This window comes from Naasia lichenicola, from assembly GCF_004801885.1.
GTDB lineage: Bacteria > Actinomycetota > Actinomycetes > Actinomycetales > Microbacteriaceae > Naasia > Naasia lichenicola.
The window spans coordinates 867040-881719 of record NZ_SSSM01000005.1 but is presented as its reverse complement, the minus strand read 5'-3'; the positions used below and the strand labels follow the sequence as shown (position 1 = coordinate 881719).

General features: G+C 67.4%; 18 protein-coding genes. 5 read left to right on the top strand and 13 right to left on the bottom strand.

The genetic code is table 11. The features are described from left to right. Positions 1-24: 24 nt before the first annotated feature. Positions 25-279, bottom strand: a complete 255-nt coding sequence (locus E6C64_RS15225) for a hypothetical protein (RefSeq protein WP_136428320.1) — start codon at positions 277-279, stop codon at positions 25-27. A gap of 151 nt (positions 280-430) precedes the next feature. Between E6C64_RS15225 and E6C64_RS15220 the strand changes: the two genes are divergently transcribed. After that, a complete protein-coding gene (locus E6C64_RS15220; RefSeq protein ID WP_136428319.1) occupies positions 431-1126 on the top strand; it encodes a hypothetical protein in 696 nt (231 codons plus the stop codon). A 278-nt stretch (positions 1127-1404) separates the two neighbouring features. Here the strand turns inward: E6C64_RS15220 and E6C64_RS15215 are convergent, their stop codons facing one another. Further along, positions 1405-2916: a P-loop ATPase, Sll1717 family gene (locus E6C64_RS15215; RefSeq protein WP_136428318.1), complete on the bottom strand. Its 1512-nt coding sequence runs from the start codon at positions 2914-2916 to the stop codon at positions 1405-1407. A 32-nt stretch (positions 2917-2948) separates the two neighbouring features. On the opposite strand from E6C64_RS15215, the gene E6C64_RS15210 reads away from it, so the two are divergent. Then, entirely contained in the window at positions 2949-3161 is a 213-nt protein-coding gene (locus E6C64_RS15210; protein ID WP_136428317.1) for a hypothetical protein, read from the top strand. Between the two features lie 18 nt (positions 3162-3179). On the opposite strand, the gene E6C64_RS15205 is transcribed toward E6C64_RS15210, so the two are convergent. From E6C64_RS15205 to E6C64_RS15190, 4 genes are all read right to left on the bottom strand, one after another. Beyond that, complete coding sequence (locus tag E6C64_RS15205) at positions 3180-3719, bottom strand: DUF2231 domain-containing protein (RefSeq protein WP_136428316.1); 540 nt, start codon at positions 3717-3719, stop codon at positions 3180-3182. Further along, positions 3712-4278 carry a hypothetical protein gene (locus E6C64_RS15200; protein WP_136428315.1) on the bottom strand — a complete coding sequence of 189 codons (567 nt, stop codon included), beginning with the start codon at positions 4276-4278 and terminating at the stop codon, positions 3712-3714. Before E6C64_RS15200 ends, E6C64_RS15205 begins: the two co-directional genes overlap by 8 nt. A 43-nt stretch (positions 4279-4321) precedes the next feature. Next, on the bottom strand, positions 4322-5320 hold the full coding sequence (locus E6C64_RS15195) for a manganese catalase family protein (RefSeq protein WP_136428314.1): 999 nt from the start codon (positions 5318-5320) through the stop codon (positions 4322-4324). Between the two features lie 108 nt (positions 5321-5428). Beyond that, positions 5429-6658, bottom strand: coding sequence for a glycosyltransferase family A protein (locus E6C64_RS15190; RefSeq protein ID WP_158437884.1), 1230 nt, complete (start codon positions 6656-6658; stop codon positions 5429-5431). A gap of 134 nt (positions 6659-6792) precedes the next feature. Here E6C64_RS15190 and E6C64_RS15185 point away from each other — a divergent pair, with 134 nt between their 5' ends. Next, positions 6793-6990 (top strand): three-helix bundle dimerization domain-containing protein, encoded by a 198-nt coding sequence (locus E6C64_RS15185; RefSeq protein ID WP_136428312.1) that lies wholly within the window; start codon positions 6793-6795, stop codon positions 6988-6990. A 42-nt stretch (positions 6991-7032) separates the two neighbouring features. Here E6C64_RS15185 and E6C64_RS19280 read toward each other — a convergent pair whose 3' ends face one another. The 5 genes from E6C64_RS19280 to E6C64_RS15160 form a co-directional block, all read right to left on the bottom strand. Beyond that, the gene (locus E6C64_RS19280) at positions 7033-7659 is read right to left on the bottom strand and encodes a DUF3349 domain-containing protein (RefSeq protein ID WP_199241055.1); all 627 of its coding nucleotides are present in this window, start codon (positions 7657-7659) and stop codon (positions 7033-7035) included. Between the two features lie 10 nt (positions 7660-7669). Further along, positions 7670-7996 (bottom strand): hypothetical protein, encoded by a 327-nt coding sequence (locus E6C64_RS15175; RefSeq protein WP_136428311.1) that lies wholly within the window; start codon positions 7994-7996, stop codon positions 7670-7672. A gap of 27 nt (positions 7997-8023) precedes the next feature. Then, entirely contained in the window at positions 8024-9232 is a 1209-nt protein-coding gene (locus tag E6C64_RS15170) for an inorganic phosphate transporter (protein WP_136428310.1), read from the bottom strand. Positions 9233-9328: 96 nt separating this feature from the next. Next, positions 9329-10552, bottom strand: a complete 1224-nt coding sequence (locus tag E6C64_RS15165; protein WP_136428309.1) for an MFS transporter — start codon at positions 10550-10552, stop codon at positions 9329-9331. A 74-nt stretch (positions 10553-10626) separates the two neighbouring features. Beyond that, positions 10627-11163: a cupin domain-containing protein gene (locus E6C64_RS15160; protein ID WP_158437883.1), complete on the bottom strand. Its 537-nt coding sequence runs from the start codon at positions 11161-11163 to the stop codon at positions 10627-10629. Between the two features lie 160 nt (positions 11164-11323). Between E6C64_RS15160 and E6C64_RS15155 the strand changes: the two genes are divergently transcribed. Next, the gene (locus E6C64_RS15155; RefSeq protein WP_136428307.1) at positions 11324-11830 is read left to right on the top strand and encodes a DUF6194 family protein; all 507 of its coding nucleotides are present in this window, start codon (positions 11324-11326) and stop codon (positions 11828-11830) included. A 33-nt stretch (positions 11831-11863) separates the two neighbouring features. Here E6C64_RS15155 and E6C64_RS15150 read toward each other — a convergent pair whose 3' ends face one another. Beyond that, a complete protein-coding gene (locus E6C64_RS15150) occupies positions 11864-12301 on the bottom strand; it encodes a VOC family protein (RefSeq protein WP_136428306.1) in 438 nt (145 codons plus the stop codon). A 35-nt stretch (positions 12302-12336) separates the two neighbouring features. Beyond that, positions 12337-13818: an MFS transporter gene (locus E6C64_RS15145; protein ID WP_136428305.1), complete on the bottom strand. Its 1482-nt coding sequence runs from the start codon at positions 13816-13818 to the stop codon at positions 12337-12339. A gap of 191 nt (positions 13819-14009) precedes the next feature. Here E6C64_RS15145 and E6C64_RS15140 point away from each other — a divergent pair, with 191 nt between their 5' ends. Beyond that, positions 14010-14657, top strand: a complete 648-nt coding sequence (locus E6C64_RS15140; protein WP_158437882.1) for a TetR/AcrR family transcriptional regulator — start codon at positions 14010-14012, stop codon at positions 14655-14657. The last annotated feature ends 23 nt before the right edge of the window (positions 14658-14680 follow it).

Here is a 14680-nt window from a genome sequence, read left to right as displayed (position 1 = left end):
ACAGGCTCTGCGCGTGCGACGCGGTCAGAGCTGAGGCAGCTTGGTGACAGCGTCCGCGGCCATCTGCTCGGTGACCCCGAGACTCACCAGCAGCGACCGTGCGGGTGCGGTGTCGCCGGCGCGATATGAGTTGTAGGCGCTCTCCGCTTCGCGAGCCCGGTCGGGCGTCAGCGTGCCGGTGATTCCGAGCTGGTCGGCGAGCTGCTGCGCGGTCTCCACTCCGAAAGCCGTCCGCACCGCGTGCGGGAGGGGGTAGCCGGCGTACTGTCCAAGATCCATCATCTGCTCCTCTCGAGGACTTCCCTCCTTCTTACCCGCGCCCGCTCCATGATCGCTCGGAGTACGGGAGTCCCTGAGCAACCCTCATACGCTGTTCATCGGGGATACGCAACCCCCATCGCTCCTCTCCGGAACCGGCGAATATCGAGGGATGGCAATCGATCTGTCGACCAGCGGCCAACTCGCGCCTCCCCTGCTTCCGGGCGACGGGGTCCGTTCGCAGTGGCGGCTCACCGGACGTCTCGCCCAGGCCCTCGCTACGGCTCGAGACCGGTCGGCGAGGACCCTGGAGCGGCGCGAAGAGCTGCTCTGCGGGGTCGAGGATCTGCTCATCCGAGCGGGAGTCGATGGAATGCTCCATGCGGATCTGGGTCGGGAGCTGAGGACCTCCTCTGGCGAAGTCGAGCGCATGTTCGGCGATCTCGACAGCCTGTTCGTCGTGCTCGTGCAGCGGCGGCTGGAATTCGCGTCGCTCGATATCGACAGACTGCATCACGCGGCCGGCAGCGGGACGGTGGAGGGCAATGTCGCCCAGTACCTGACTCGCGCGTTGAACCCGCTCGCTCTGCACTGCGCGACGCTCGCGGCGACGCGACAGGCGGTTCGGACCGCGCTGGCGTCACCGCGGGCATCCGGTGTGCCGGTGCTCGCCCAGCTGCGTTCCGGCCTCGAGCAGTACCTCGGCCGAGAGGTCGAACTCGGCCGTCTGGATGCCGAGCTCGACCTACGGAATGCTGCGATCGATCTCATCGGTGCCGGCTACCGGGAGTACGGGCGGCCCATCCGCCAGCAGCCCGACGAACTCGACATGGAGGAGATCGTCGAGGCGCTGCTCACGCGGCGCTGAACGACACCTCGGGACGCCGCCCGGGCGGTTCTTGTGGGTATCGGCAATGGATCTCGGAAATGTCTGTCCTGGCGGGGTCGGTGAGTTGCCCAGTTCTGCCGCATTGACCATCTGATCAGCGCTTCCGATGTCGGAGGGTGGGTGTTCGATGTAGTCATGAGCGCGGGATCGAACGAGTCCGAGGCGTCCGACTCCGACGCGTCGATCGGACCTACGTCCTCCCCGTTGGCGTCCGCTCGGGTCGACATCCCTGCGCCGCTTTCATGGCTCTCCCGCCGTCAGTACGTGAAGGGAATTGTCCAAGCGTGACAAAGGGCGTTGTGAAGAACGAAGCTTCCCTTCAGGTACACGGCCGAGTCGTCCCGGCGGTGATAGAACTGCAAGTAGCTTCCACCGCGAACGGAAACCGTGTTCCCCACCGCCCCTGCATAGAAGAGCAGCCGGAGTAGGCGATCAACGACTTCGGGTCGACTCTCTCCCAACTCGGCGAGGCCGGCCGCAAAGAGGTTCCGGTCAAAATTTTGACGTTTCAGATTTTGAAGCGCGGCCAGTGCGAGCTGAGCTTCTTGCGGGCCCTGCTCATATCCGGCAAATTCGTTACGTATGGCACCTGTGAAGTATTTGGTGGCGTATTGCAGTACACCTTCCCGAATAACGTCTCTTCGCAAGGTGGGCGTTGCTGACGGGAACACGCCAGATTCTTCCACCTTCCGGATCTCTTCGAACAATCGGAGAAGGTCGCGCGGCGTATGTCTCGTGAGATTGAGAAAATACTGGAGCCGCTCGATAAAGCGAGGTTCGCTTCCCTGACTGCCGCCAAGTTCGATGGACGCGGGAAAGTACGAGAGTACATCTATTGCCGCGACACTAAGCGCGCGGGCGGCCTTGCCGTTGACGAGTCTAATGAGGGGAGCTTGAGCACCGACCGCTCCCGAAAGTACGCGCCAGTCGAGTTCGACCGCGTAGTCGTCGCGCATTTTTTGTGAATCAGGAAGCACAAGGGAAACGCGATTGAAAACGTCATTTCGCAGCAGTAGCACGACGCTTCCAGTTGCGCCGACGCTGGCCAGCTTCTGATTGATCGTGTATGCAGCCTGCACGAGCGAAGCGAGGCTTTCGTCATACTTTGCATCGTTCAAGAAGATGGAGTCAAGACCATCCAACATCAGCATGTGGCGGTTAGCCGACCTAGCATTAGCCGCCCAGTCCTCTAGATAGGGCAGCAAGGAATAAATGTTAAGAGTCGAACTGCTCTCCCGTCGATAGATTGTGCCGATTTTCGGGATGGGTATCTCGATGGTGGTATTCGATATGTCTAGGATTGCGCGCCCCGAAGTGTCACCCATAAATCCATATTTTCGAAGAAGCTTAGTAACCCGATCGACCTCGACGCGGTTTGGAATTTCGCAGGATTGATCGGTCAGGAGCAACGCCAGATAGTTGCAGAGGAGTATGAATTTCCATGCGGCAACCGTGCGCTCTGTTCCCGCCGGCTGACCGGTTTGAAGACGGGGAATGTCTGCTAAGGGTAAGTCGGAAGCATCTCGGACGGTGCAAAGATAATTTTGCCCGTGTTGCGAAGCATCCAGAAACCATGCGAGCGCTGACTTGCCCGTGCCTTTCGGACCCAGAACTAACGTCTTTTCGCCTGCGATGACCTGGTCCGTAATGCGATTGAGGTCGATAAAACTTCTAACGAAATCGTCTCGATCACCTGAGAGCTCATTTTTGGAGTCACTCTTGCCGAAATATAGATCCCGGAAGGCTGGCCTCTTTTGCTTATTCGTCAACCCGAGCACCCCTTCGGTGGCAGTAGTCCCGCATGATACTCGGCCGCCCGAAACGGCGCAGGTCCCCGCTGAATCGCGTCTACTACACCGACCCGGAATACAGCCTTCCGGTCGAGGATCCCGAGACGACTCTGACCTGCATGGACCTCGGCTGGGTCGTCGACGAACTCCTGGGCCACACCGTCAGCGACCGCGAAGCCTGGCTCTCCGACGACGACCCCGAGTCGGGCCTCACCGTGGACTGAGCTCTGAGGATCCGGTTCTCAGCTCGAGGTCGATCGGGTCTCCACACGGGCGCCCTGGCGGTACACGAGATGTCCGCCCAGGTAGCCCGATCCGCCGAGCACGCCGAGGGCGGCGAGAGCGAGCAGCTTGCCGCGACCGTCATTTCCCTTGCGACGCTGAAGCCAGGACGCGGCGTACAGGAACCAGGCGAGAACGTTGGCTGACGCGTGCACGATGCCCACCCGCTGCTGAGGCGTGTTGAGGCTGGACCAGTCGGCGAGCCCTGACGCCGAGGTGGGTGCGGCGCTCAGCAGGCCCACCGCGACGAGGCGGCGGGCCGCTCGCTCGCTCCCCGGGAGGAAGTCGAGGACGGAGGCCGAGATCCATGCTCCAGCTGGCACGAGCACCGCGACGGGATGCACCGCGTGCCCGAGTGGAGCACCGTGCAACAGGTCGAGCACCGCCTGCGGCGCACGGCGCACCTTCGGCGCGAGAGCTCTGATCGCCCCGTCCAGCCCTCGAGCCCGCTCGAGGTGTGCCACGGCTCGCACGAGCAGCGACTCCGACTTATCAGCCATGGCGAGTGACTCCGAGGTTCTTCAAGGTGGTCTGGAACAGGCCCTTGATGGGCCGCTGCTGCTCGCCCTGCTGCGCTCCCAGCACGATGACGATCAGAGTGAGGACAGGAGGAATCCACTGGACGATCTTCTGCTGACGCTGCGCCGTGGCCAGCTTCGCCGACGACTCGGAGGAGGGTTCGGTGACGCCTTCGGCCCCCTCCGATGCGTGCTTCGCGATCGTGCCGCCGAGCAGTCCGGAGTAGAGGGTCGCGCCCGCGGCCAGGCCCGTGACGCCCAGCTTGACGATGGTGTTGGTGCGGCTCTCCTGCTGGCCCACGAGACGCGTCTTGTTGCCGAGGATGAGCCCCACTCCCCCGATGCCGTGGGCCAGGATCGCGGCCAACTGCACGGGCGCCCAGCGCGCCCACCCCACGGAGGACAGCGCCAGCCGTTCGCTGGGATCCTTCGCCTTGGCGCTGGCACCGTTGAGGCCGACCACTCCCATGAGGGAGCCGCCGAACCAGGCTGCGATGCCCGCGTCGTGCAGGCTGCGGACGAGGGTGTTGCGTTGGGGCATGACTACTCCGATTCGGATCGAGGACGGGTTGACGGCATTCGATTCACTTCTTGGCGGCCGCAGTGGACGGCTTCGCCGCGGAACTCGGCGACGCGGCCGTCGGTCCGAAGAGGTTCTCCACCTCGGCGAGCTCCAGCTCGGCCGTGGCCTGGATGAGCTTCAGCAGCTCGGCGTCCACTCCGGGGGCGAACTCCTCGAAGCGCTCGGGGGCGATGACGGAGGGCACGCCTTCCGGGGCCTGCTCGCTGGCGTCGAGCGTCGTGCCGTCGTTCGAGGGCGATGCGCCCTGGAAGATGCGGCCGGCCTCGGACTGCCCGGCGAGGTCGAAGCTGTACTGCTTGCTCTGCAGCCCCATGTCGACGAGCTTCTTCACCTCGGGGAAGCGCTCGGCGTTGGTCTTCGGAATGGGCAGCGTGGCGCTCCAGTTCACCCCGAGCGTCTCCAGCGCCTTGGCGTAGGCGTTCTCGTGCGCCTGATCGCGGACGATGAGGTACGCGAGCGTGGAGCGAGCGGTCTTGTTGTCCGTCATCTCGTAGACGCGGCACTTCTGCAGACGGCCCGTCGACTCGAGCATGAGGTTGTACAGCAGGTCGAGCACGAGGTTGCCGGAGTTGTAGACGTAGCTGCCGCTCCACGGGTTCCCGGCGGAGTCGACGGGCAACGCGCCCTGGGCGCCCACGAGGTAGTGGTGGATGTTGCTCTCCGAGAGCGCGATGTTGAGCGGGATCGCGCCGCCGGCGCCGGGCTTGTCGATCGGGTCGCTCTTCTTGCCCTGGTACTGCGGAGAACCATCCAGCAGGCGCGAGATCGTGGTGCCGATCAGCTCGACGTGGCTGATCTCCTCGGTGCCGATGCCCTGGATGAGATCGCGGTAGGGCTTTGCGGCGGGGCCGCGGAAGTTCATGGCCTGGAACAGGTACTGCATCATGGTGCGCATCTCGCCGAACTGTCCGCCGAGGCCCTCCTGGAGCGCGTTCGCCGCCGCGGGATTCGGCTCGTCCTCAGCGATGTCGTTGATGAACTTCTGCACGTGGAAATACATGGGACCTCCCAGGGTCGTCATCACCGCGCTGCGATGCGGGCGATGTCCCCAGCGTTGCGCCGGCAGCTGAAAGAGGCATGCTCACCTTCGCGGTTCCGTCTCATCGGCTCAGGAGCCGACCCCGTTCCTCCACGTCGTCAGGATGCGCACGTAGGCGGCGCTGACCGCGCTGCCTCCCAGCAGCAGGTGCAGCGCGCCGGCGTGCAGTCCAAGACGGTCCGCGCCGCGCCCTCGTCGCAGGAGGACGAGGTGGGCGGCGGAGGCGACGAGATTGAACACGCCTCCGGCCCGCACGATCCGAAGCGCAGAGGTCAGCCGTGCGCGGTCGGTCGCGCGGCCCGCATCATCCGCGATCCGCACCGCGCGTGCCGCGGCGAGCAGTCCGATGAGCCCGATCGCCGCGTCGACCCATCGCGTGGTGACCGTCGATTCCGACCACTCCCGCGCATTCCTCGACGCGGCGAGCGCTGCCGAGGCGAGGATGAGCACATTGCCGGCGTCCACGGCGAAGGTCGATCGAAGCAGCGTGCGCCCGAGACGATCGCCGTCGCCCCGTGCGGCGAGGTCCGAACGCACCTCTCGCAGGGCGAAGCCGATCCTGCGTCCCAGCCGCTGATGCGGCAGCGAGTGCGGCCAATGGATCCATACGGAGCGGAATCCGCGACGGATGCGCAGCAGCCCCTTGGCGTCCGAGAACGGCCTGCTGGATATGCCGACGCGCATGGGCGGCAGGTACCGGATGCGATGGCGCGGACCGAGGTGGAAGCTGAGGTCGAAGTCGTCGTGGATCAGCTCGTCGCCGCGGTGCACGTCGGACTGCACGACCTGCCAGGCGGACGCCCGCATCGCGAGGTTGGAGCCGAACAGGGGTCGGTGGGATAGGGCCGCACCCGCGGCCACGTGGTACGCCCCGAGATACAGCCCGGCTCCGATCCTCCTGAGGGGCGCGGGTCCGTCGGTGAAGGTGGAGGATCCGGTGAAGGCGTCGACGTCGGGGCGGTTGGCGAAGGCCGTCGCGATCGTGTGCACCCAGTCGTCGGCGGGCACGGAATCGGCGTCGAGACGCGCGATGATCCCACCCTGGGCGCAGTCGTAGCCGGCGCCGGCAGCTGCCCCGATGCCGGGCCGGGCCTCGTGGATCAGCGTCGCACCGTAGGCGTCGGCGACCTCTCCGACATCATCCGAGGATCCGTTGTCGACCACGATGATCTCGTGGGGCGATCGAGTCTGCCGGCCCAGCGCCGCCAGGCAGCACCGGAGGACCTCGGCATCGTCCTTGACCGGGATGACGACCGAGACGGTCAGCGACTCCGAAGGCGGGGATGCGGATGGGGGCAAGCGGCGGCCTCGCACTCGCGGAAGCCTATCCGACGCTCCCCTCCGGGGGCTCCTGGGCCGGAGCTGCCACCCGGCCGACGCTCGTCGCCGATCTGCTTACCGGCTGTTCACCCGGCACCCCTAGCTTCTGCTGCATGACCACCGAGTTCGATGCAGCCGACACCATCCGTCAGGTATCCGAGAAGCTCATCACGAAGTACCCCAACCTCAGCTCGACGGGGATCACCGCCATGGTCCGCGATGCGGTGCTCGCCCTGCAGCAGGCGCCGATCCAGGACTACATCAGCGTGCTCGCTGAGCGGGAGGTCAAGCGCAAGCTGAAGCTGAAGTAGACCGTCCGACGCATGCCTGGCGCGGGTCTCACGACCTCGCGTTCAGACGGGGAAGTCCGTCGGCCAGCCGTGCTCGTTGAGGTAGACCCGGACTCGCTCGACGTCCACATCGGCGGGCAGCTCGCTGGTCACGCGCGCGATGGCGTCCACGAGCTCGATCCGATCCGGTGCGACTCCGCCCTCGACGAGGCTTCGCGCGACGACGCGGACCTCATCGTCGGTCAGCCGACGACGGAGCAGGGCGACCAGCGGCACGTAGTCGTTCTCGGGCAGGCCCGCCGGGTAGCCGGCGCGGAGCCAGCCCACCACCCGGGCGACAAGTCCGGCGCGGGAGGGAGGCGTGCGGTCGGCGGGCGCGCCGAGCGGCCACCCCGCGGTGGCGAGGCGGCTGGACACGCGGGCCACATCCTCTTCGGTGGGCGCGCCGACGAGCACCTCATCGAGCATCGAGCGGACCGCCTGCTCGTCGGACGCATCGCCGGTCGCGTCGGCTGCGACGAGCTGGCGCACGACGCGATCGATCTCCACCGGGGTGAGCGACCGCTGCAGGACGGCGAGGACCGCGGGATAGTCGGGCCGCGGGACGCCCTGCGGATATCCGGCGCGGAGCCACGCGACCACTCGGCCGAGCAGGCCGTTGGATGCGGCGCCCTGATCGATGTCCGTCATCGGGTGGACCTCACTTGTCCACGATCATCGGGAAGACGTTCTCGAAGCTGACCGCCTTGCCGAAGCCGCCGGCGATGATCACCGTGAGCCCCACCGCGACGGCCGCCAGCACGAGGACGACGCACACGACGCCGAGGATGCGCAGTCCTGTGGACCCGCCCGACGTCGGTGCGGACACGGCGATGGCCCGGCCGTCGTCATCAGTGAGCGGTCCTGAACCGGCGCCCGCGAGCGCGAAGCTGCGCACCCCGACGGCGAACAGGGCCGGAAGTCCTGCCCCGAGGACGACTGCCGCGAGCAGCACCTTCCAGGCGGCATCGAGGAAGAGAGGGAACATGTCGTCGACTCCTAGACGTTCGCGGGCTTAGACGTTCGCGGGCTGCGGGCGGGCGGGCGTGTCGTCCCACTTGTCATTGACATTGTGCGCGCCGACCGCGCTGCGGCGGGAGCGCCAGAACATGAAGACGGCGAAGGCCAGGAGGACGAGCACCACCGCAATGCCACCGGCCATCCCGCCGATCAGGTGACCGATCCCCCACATCAGCGCTCCCACGAGCGCGGCGGCCGGAAGCGTGATGCACCAGGCGATCAGCATGCGGGCGGCGACCCGCCAGCGAACGGTCGCACCGGGCCGACCGACCCCTGAGCCGAGGATCGACCCCGTCGCGACGTGCGTGGTGGAGAGCGCGAAGCCGAGGTGGCTCGATGCGAGGATCACCGCGGCGGAGGAGGCTTCGGCCGCCATGCCCTGCGGCGTGCTGATCTCGACGAGTCCCTTGCCCACCGTGCGGATGATCCTCCAGCCGCCGAGGTAGGTGCCGAGCGAGATGGCGAGTGCGCAGGCGAGCTTCACCCAGAGCGGCACCGATTCCGTGTCGTTCCAAAAGCCCGCCGCGATCAGAGCCAGCGTGATGACGCCCATCGTCTTCTGGGCGTCGTTCGTGCCGTGTGCGAGGGAGACGAGCGACGCGCTGCCGATCTGGCCGATCCGGAAGCCGCGCTCGGTGGCCGGGCCGAGGAGACGTCCGATGATCCGGAAGACCAGCCAGGTGCCGATCGCCGCGACGACGCCGGCGACGACCGGAGACATCAGTCCCGGGAGGATGACCTTGCCGAGCACGCCGTCGAGCTTGCTGCCGTCGCCCGCCCAGTTGACGCCTGCGAAGCCGAGGCCGGCGATCGTCGCGCCGATGAGGCCGCCGAACAGCGCGTGCGACGAGCTCGAGGGCAGACCGAGCAGCCAGGTGAGGAGATTCCAGACGATGCCGCCCGCCAGACCGGCCAGCACAATCAGCAGCAGCCCGGAGCCGCCGTCCGTCAGCAGTGCGGGGTCGGGTGCTCCGGACGAGTCCTGGATCTTCACGACCGCGTTGGTCACCGTCAGCGCGACCTCGACGCTGAGGAACGCTCCGACGAGGTTGAGGATCGCGGAAAGCGTGACGGCGACCTTCGGCTTGAGCGCGCCGGTGGCGATGGAGGTGGCCATCGCGTTGGCGGTGTCGTGAAAGCCGTTGGTGAAGTCGAACCCGAGGGCGACGACCACGACGAGGATGAACAGCACGAGGGGTTCCACGAGGGAGACCCTTCTCCTCCTGCCGGGCATCGGCAATGGGGCCGACCCTGTTCTCGGCGCGTGTTCACCGAGAGTTCACCGGTGGACGAGCTCGAGTCAGGCCTGGCCTGACGAGCGCCGGGAGTCATCCGGCTGCCGATGCAGGTCTCCGCCGACGGCACCGACGAGCGGCCGTCTGCTCCAGAGAAGCAGCGCGAGCCCCGTGATCGCGCTCCCCGCGGCTGCAGCGGCCAGCGCGACCGGCAATCCCGCGGCCGCGATGATCGCACCGGTGGCGAGTGGACCGCCTGCATCGCCGATCTCGCGACCGAGCTCCGCGTTGCCCATGGTGCGACCGAGGCGGTGCGGCGGTGTCGAGGAGGCGAGCACGGTGAACGCGGCGGGCGTCGTCGCGCCGATGCCGACGCCGATCAGCAGTGCGCCGAGGTAGATGCCGATCACAGAGGGAGCGGCCGCGATGATCACGAATCCGCCGGCGGTGAGCACGAGGCCGCTGCTGGTGATCTCCCACCGGCGATCCTGCACACGATCGACCAGCCGGCCGACGAGAGGCTGAGTGGCCGACGATGCGATGGCCACGACGGTGACCGCGGCGACGCTGACGAATACGGGCAGGTCCATCGACGAGCCGAGGAAGGGCAGGAAGCCGACGGCGATGCCGAGCGCAGCGGTCGAGGTGGCCAGTGCGACGACCGGGATCAGGAAGTCGCGTGCCCGCAGCTCGCGGACCATGTCGACGACGGTGACCCGCACCTTGGGCACGACGGGGATCGCCTCGATGCGGACGAACACGCAGATCGCGACGACGACCGCGAGGCCGGCGAGAGTCCAGTTGAGTGCGGCGAATCCTCCGATCGCGATGAGTCCGGCGCCGAGGAGCGGTCCGAGGGCGTAGCCGAGCCCCTTCCATGATCCGTACCGGCCGAAGTAGCGGCCCGCCGGCGCCGGTCCGGCCAGCCGGGCCACGCCGGCGGACGCGGCGGGCGAGAAGGCGGCCGCTGAAGCGCCCTGTCCGAGGCGGGCTACCGCCAGCCAGATCACCTCGTCGGAGAGTGCGCCGGCGACCGAGGTGAGCGCGAAGCCGCCGAGTCCCAGGAGGATCACCGGGCGGATGCCGATCCGGTCGCTCAGCGCACCGAAGACCGGCTTGAGCACGACCTCGGCCACGTCGTAGAGCGCGAGCAGGATGCCGAGGGTCAGGACGCTGATGGCGAGGGACTCCGTGTCGACTCCCAGTCCGGCGGCGACTCCATGGGAGCCGAACGCGGTCAGGAAGCCGGCGGCGTAGAGCGGCCAGGCCGTGAGGGGGCGGTCGGTCACCCGTCGACCGTATCGGCCCGGAGGTGCCGGCGTTCCGCGCGGGACGGTTCAGGCGGCGATGCGCGCGGGACGGTTCAGGCGGCGATGCGCGTCGACAGCTCCTTCGCGAGCCGGCGATTCAGCTGACGTCCGATGAACCTGAGCGCGCTCTGCAGCCAGAAGGGCGGACCGACGAAGACCGCATCCGCCGCGGCGAGGATGCGGATGGTGGCGATGGGTCCGGGTCGGCCGTTGGCGCCGTGGCGTCGCACGACCTCGGAGTCCAGATGGAACAGCACCTCGTGCTGAAGGGCGGGCTCGTTCGTCTGCCGCCAGCGCACCGGACCGGGCGCGTGGAAGCTGTGATGGACCCCGGGCAGGACCGTCATGCTCTCGCCCGTCTCCAGAGTTCGCGTCTCACCTGCCACCGTTGCGACGAGCGACCCGTCGATCACCGTCCATGATTCGGTCATGGCGGGATGGAAGTGCTCCGGCGGCCCGACGTAGGACGGCACCGACCATTCGGCGATCAGCCGCTGTCCGCCGTTGTCGGCTCCGCGCTCCACGAAGCGGACTTCGTACCCCGCTGCGGGCACGGAGAGAACGGACCGAGCACGCGACGCCATCGCCATGGGGACTCCTCCTGCGCACACCGTAGCGCCGAGACGTCGCAGTGAGAAGCCGGAGAGTGCTGTCATCCGCTCCGCATTCCCGCACTTTTCGGCTTCTCGACGACGGCCGCCGGAAGAAGCTGCCCTTTCTGACGCTGCGCGTGGATTCGATACTGGACAGATGAGCGCGAAGGACTCGACCTTGGAGCAGATCCTCGAGACCATCCGTGGCTTCGACGGGGTGCTCGAGCTCGCTCCGGGGCCGGGCAGCGAGCATCCCGAGATCTCGTGGGGCGACCACTTCTTCTACTACGCGCCGGACGGCCGGGTTCCGACGAACCGACAGCCGTACGCCACGATCGTCACGAAGGACTATCCCGACGACGTCGGCTCGCGACTGAGTGCGGCCGACCGCTGGCGGCTCAACATCCACGTGGGGATGCCGCTGTTCACCGAACTGCTCGGGTATCCGCCCGACGCGATCCAGCAGGCGGCCATCGACTTCAGCGAGACGGACGTCTTCCTCCCCCACCCGCTCTACGGCGCCTTTGGCTGGGTCTGCATCGTCGACCCCGCAGCGAGGACGACGGACCGCGCGATCGACGCGTTCGCGCAGGCGCACCGCGCGGACCGACGCAGGGTCGTGCGCCGAGACGGCGGAGGGCCGGCATCGGCGCAGCATGACTGACCGCGACCTCCACCGGGTCGACACGGACGGGCGTCAGCTCGGATGCAACTCCTGGGCGAGCATGACGATGATGCCGCTCGGACCGCGCAGGTAGGCGAGCCGGTAGATGTCCCGGTAGTTCGCGACCCCGCGGAGCGGATGGCAGCCGTGCTCCGCGGCGATCGCGAGGGCGGCGTCGATGTCGTCCACCGAGAACGCGACGCGGTGCATGCCGATCTCGTTCGGCTGGGTCGGCTCGGTCTTGATGGCGGCGGGGTGGATGTACTCGAACAGCTCGAGGCGCCCGTGACCGTCGGGCGTCTGGAGCATCGCGATCCTGGCGTGATTGCCGTCGAGCCCGACAGCGGTGTCGGTCCATTCGCCGCTGACCTCGTCCCGGCCGACGACCGTGAGGCCGAGGTCGGTGAAGAAGGAGATCGTCGCCTCCAGGTCGCGGACGGCGATCCCGACGTTCTCGAGCCTGATCGACATGCCGGAATGCTACTCAGCATGCGCCGGATCGGCGCCTATCGGACCGCCTTCACCGGCACGATGGCGACCGCCGCCATGGCGACCAGCACGGCCGCCACGATCCAGATCCCCGCGTAGCCGGCGGTGAGCACCACGACCTGGGCGGCGATCAGCGGCGCGAGCGACTGGCCGAGGTTGCTCGCGATCGCCGCGACGCCGAGGTCGCGCCCCGCCGCCCTCTTGTCGGGCAGCACATCGATGAACAGCGCCTGGTCGACTGCCAGGTAGGCACCGAACGCGACCCCGCTGACGACCCCGCTGATCAGCAGCGCTGGAACGGTCGGCGAGATCAGCGGGATGAGGAATCCGGCCGCCATCAGCACCGACGAGAAGATGACGAAGGGCTTGCGACGGCCGAGCCTGTCGGAGAGGCGGCCGGCCACGATGAGGCCGACCAGCGTGCCGGGGAATCCCACCACCGCGAGCAGCGGGGAGAGCGAGGTCGCCTCCGCCGCGCTCAGCGCGGGGCGGACATAGCTCTGCAGCATGTAGAGGGTGAGCGCCGTGGAGGTGCCGTAGCCGAAGGTGAGCAGCACCCGGGCGATCCAGACCCATCGGAAGTCGGCTGAGCGGAGCGGGACGAGGAAGCCCGCGAAGAAGGTCGACCACCTGTGGGCCGGCACCTCGAGGGTGAGTGACGAGCGGTCGCGCACCAGCACGACGAAGAGGACGAGACCGATCAGCGCGAGGCCGCCGACGACGTAGTAGGACTGCAGCCCGATCGCGCCGAACGCGACTCCCGAGATGACGGCGCCCAGGATGCCGCCCGCGAAGCTGCCGAGCCCGCCGATGGCCGACGCCGTGCCCCGCTTGCCCTCGACCACTCGGTCGGCGACCGTCGCGTTGAGCGGCGCCTGGGCCGAGTTGAGGGCGACCGATGCGACCGTCCAGAGGACGACGAGGATGCCGACGGACGGTGCGAACTGCACGCTCATGAGCAGGAAGGAGCCGATGATCCCGCCGAACAGGATCCAGGGAGCCCGACGCCCCATCCGCGAACGGGTGCGGTCGGAGAGCACGCCGATGATGGGCTGCGCCAGCATCGTGAAGACCGTGCCGATGGTCGCGACGAGGGCGAGATTCGAGGCCCGTGCCGCGTCGAAGTCGCGGAGGATGCCGAGCAGACGGCTCTGCTCGGCTGTCGCGGTGGCCGTTCCCGCGTCGATCGAGGACTTGAGCTGATTGAGCTCCTGCAGGTCGACACCCGAGTCCGCGCCGGTGAAGAACTGGCCGAACGCGAGCAGCTGCACGTGGTTGGGCAGGATGATGCCGCTGACGCCGCCCCAGATCGTGGTGATCGCCGCGGTCGCGATGCCGAACCACAGGAGATAGCGGCGCAGCGGCTTGCCGGCGATCAGATGCACCGACGTCCCGGGCACTTCGGGCTCGGCTGACCCTTGAGCGGACGCCGAGCTCGAAGCGGGGTCCGACGTGGTGAGGATGTCGGCCGAGGGCTCGGGTGGGGGTACTGACGACATTGTCGGTCCTCTTCGTTGGGGGCGGTGCGCGACGCATGAACGAGATCGATCCCCACCGATGGGAGGAATCGATCCGCTGAACGCAGAGTAGACCACCAATTTCAACCACACGCAAGCGGCCGAAGCGACTCGACCGCAACCATCGACGATGAATATTCTTGCTTACCCCGTTTTCGTGTACGGTCGGCGAGGTGAGCACTGATGCCGCAGTCAAGCGCGGGCCGTACGCCGGAACCCGCAAGAGGCGCGAGAAGATCGCGCGAGCCACTCTCGAACTCGTCCAAGAGCGAGGACATGAGAGCGTGACGATCGCCCAGGTCGCCGAGCGCTCCGGCAGCAGCGAAGCCACCGTGCTCTACCACTTCCCCTCGCGCGACCATCTGCTCGTCGCCGCCCTCGAGCTCGACGACTCCCTGGTGATGACGGCTCACCATCTCGATGAGGGCGAGCCCGTCTTCGATCTCGACGAGCTGCACGACACCGCATCCAGCGCGTCACGAGACGATCCGATGCTGCGACTGCTGCTGGCGATCAAGGGCCTCGCGATCAGCCCTGAGCACCCTGGACGCAGCTACCTCGAGCGTCGCACCGCGGCGCAGATCGACATCTTCACCCGCATGGTCGCCAACCGTCAGCGCGATGCGCTCGCCCACCCGGGGCTCGACGCGCGACAGATCGCCATCGAGATGATCGCGATGTGGGACGGCCTCACCGGGCTCTGGTTCGCGGGCGTCGAGATCGACCTCGGCGAGATGCTCGTCGGCACGTTCCGCCGTCTCGCCGGCGAGAACGTCATGCAGGCGCAGGCGATCATCCGCGACTCGGAATTCGGGCTCTGAACCGCAGGCTCGCGGCGCAACAG

Bases quoted from the DNA above. Each gene is read 5' to 3' on its own strand.
- E6C64_RS15225 (WP_136428320.1), bottom strand. From the start codon at position 279: ATGGATCTTGGACAGTACGCCGGCTACCCCCTCCCGCACGCGGTGCGG.
- E6C64_RS15220 (WP_136428319.1), top strand. From the start codon at position 431: ATGGCAATCGATCTGTCGACCAGCGGCCAACTCGCGCCTCCCCTGCTT.
- E6C64_RS15210 (WP_136428317.1), top strand. From the start codon at position 2,949: ATGATACTCGGCCGCCCGAAACGGCGCAGGTCCCCGCTGAATCGCGTC.
- E6C64_RS15205 (WP_136428316.1), bottom strand. From the start codon at position 3,719: ATGGCTGATAAGTCGGAGTCGCTGCTCGTGCGAGCCGTGGCACACCTC.
- E6C64_RS15200 (WP_136428315.1), bottom strand. From the start codon at position 4,278: ATGCCCCAACGCAACACCCTCGTCCGCAGCCTGCACGACGCGGGCATC.
- E6C64_RS15195 (WP_136428314.1), bottom strand. From the start codon at position 5,320: ATGTATTTCCACGTGCAGAAGTTCATCAACGACATCGCTGAGGACGAG.
- E6C64_RS15185 (WP_136428312.1), top strand. From the start codon at position 6,793: ATGACCACCGAGTTCGATGCAGCCGACACCATCCGTCAGGTATCCGAG.
- E6C64_RS19280 (WP_199241055.1), bottom strand. From the start codon at position 7,659: ATGACGGACATCGATCAGGGCGCCGCATCCAACGGCCTGCTCGGCCGA.
- E6C64_RS15175 (WP_136428311.1), bottom strand. From the start codon at position 7,996: ATGTTCCCTCTCTTCCTCGATGCCGCCTGGAAGGTGCTGCTCGCGGCA.
- E6C64_RS15160 (WP_158437883.1), bottom strand. From the start codon at position 11,163: ATGGCGATGGCGTCGCGTGCTCGGTCCGTTCTCTCCGTGCCCGCAGCG.
- E6C64_RS15155 (WP_136428307.1), top strand. From the start codon at position 11,324: ATGAGCGCGAAGGACTCGACCTTGGAGCAGATCCTCGAGACCATCCGT.
- E6C64_RS15150 (WP_136428306.1), bottom strand. From the start codon at position 12,301: ATGTCGATCAGGCTCGAGAACGTCGGGATCGCCGTCCGCGACCTGGAG.
- E6C64_RS15145 (WP_136428305.1), bottom strand. From the start codon at position 13,818: ATGTCGTCAGTACCCCCACCCGAGCCCTCGGCCGACATCCTCACCACG.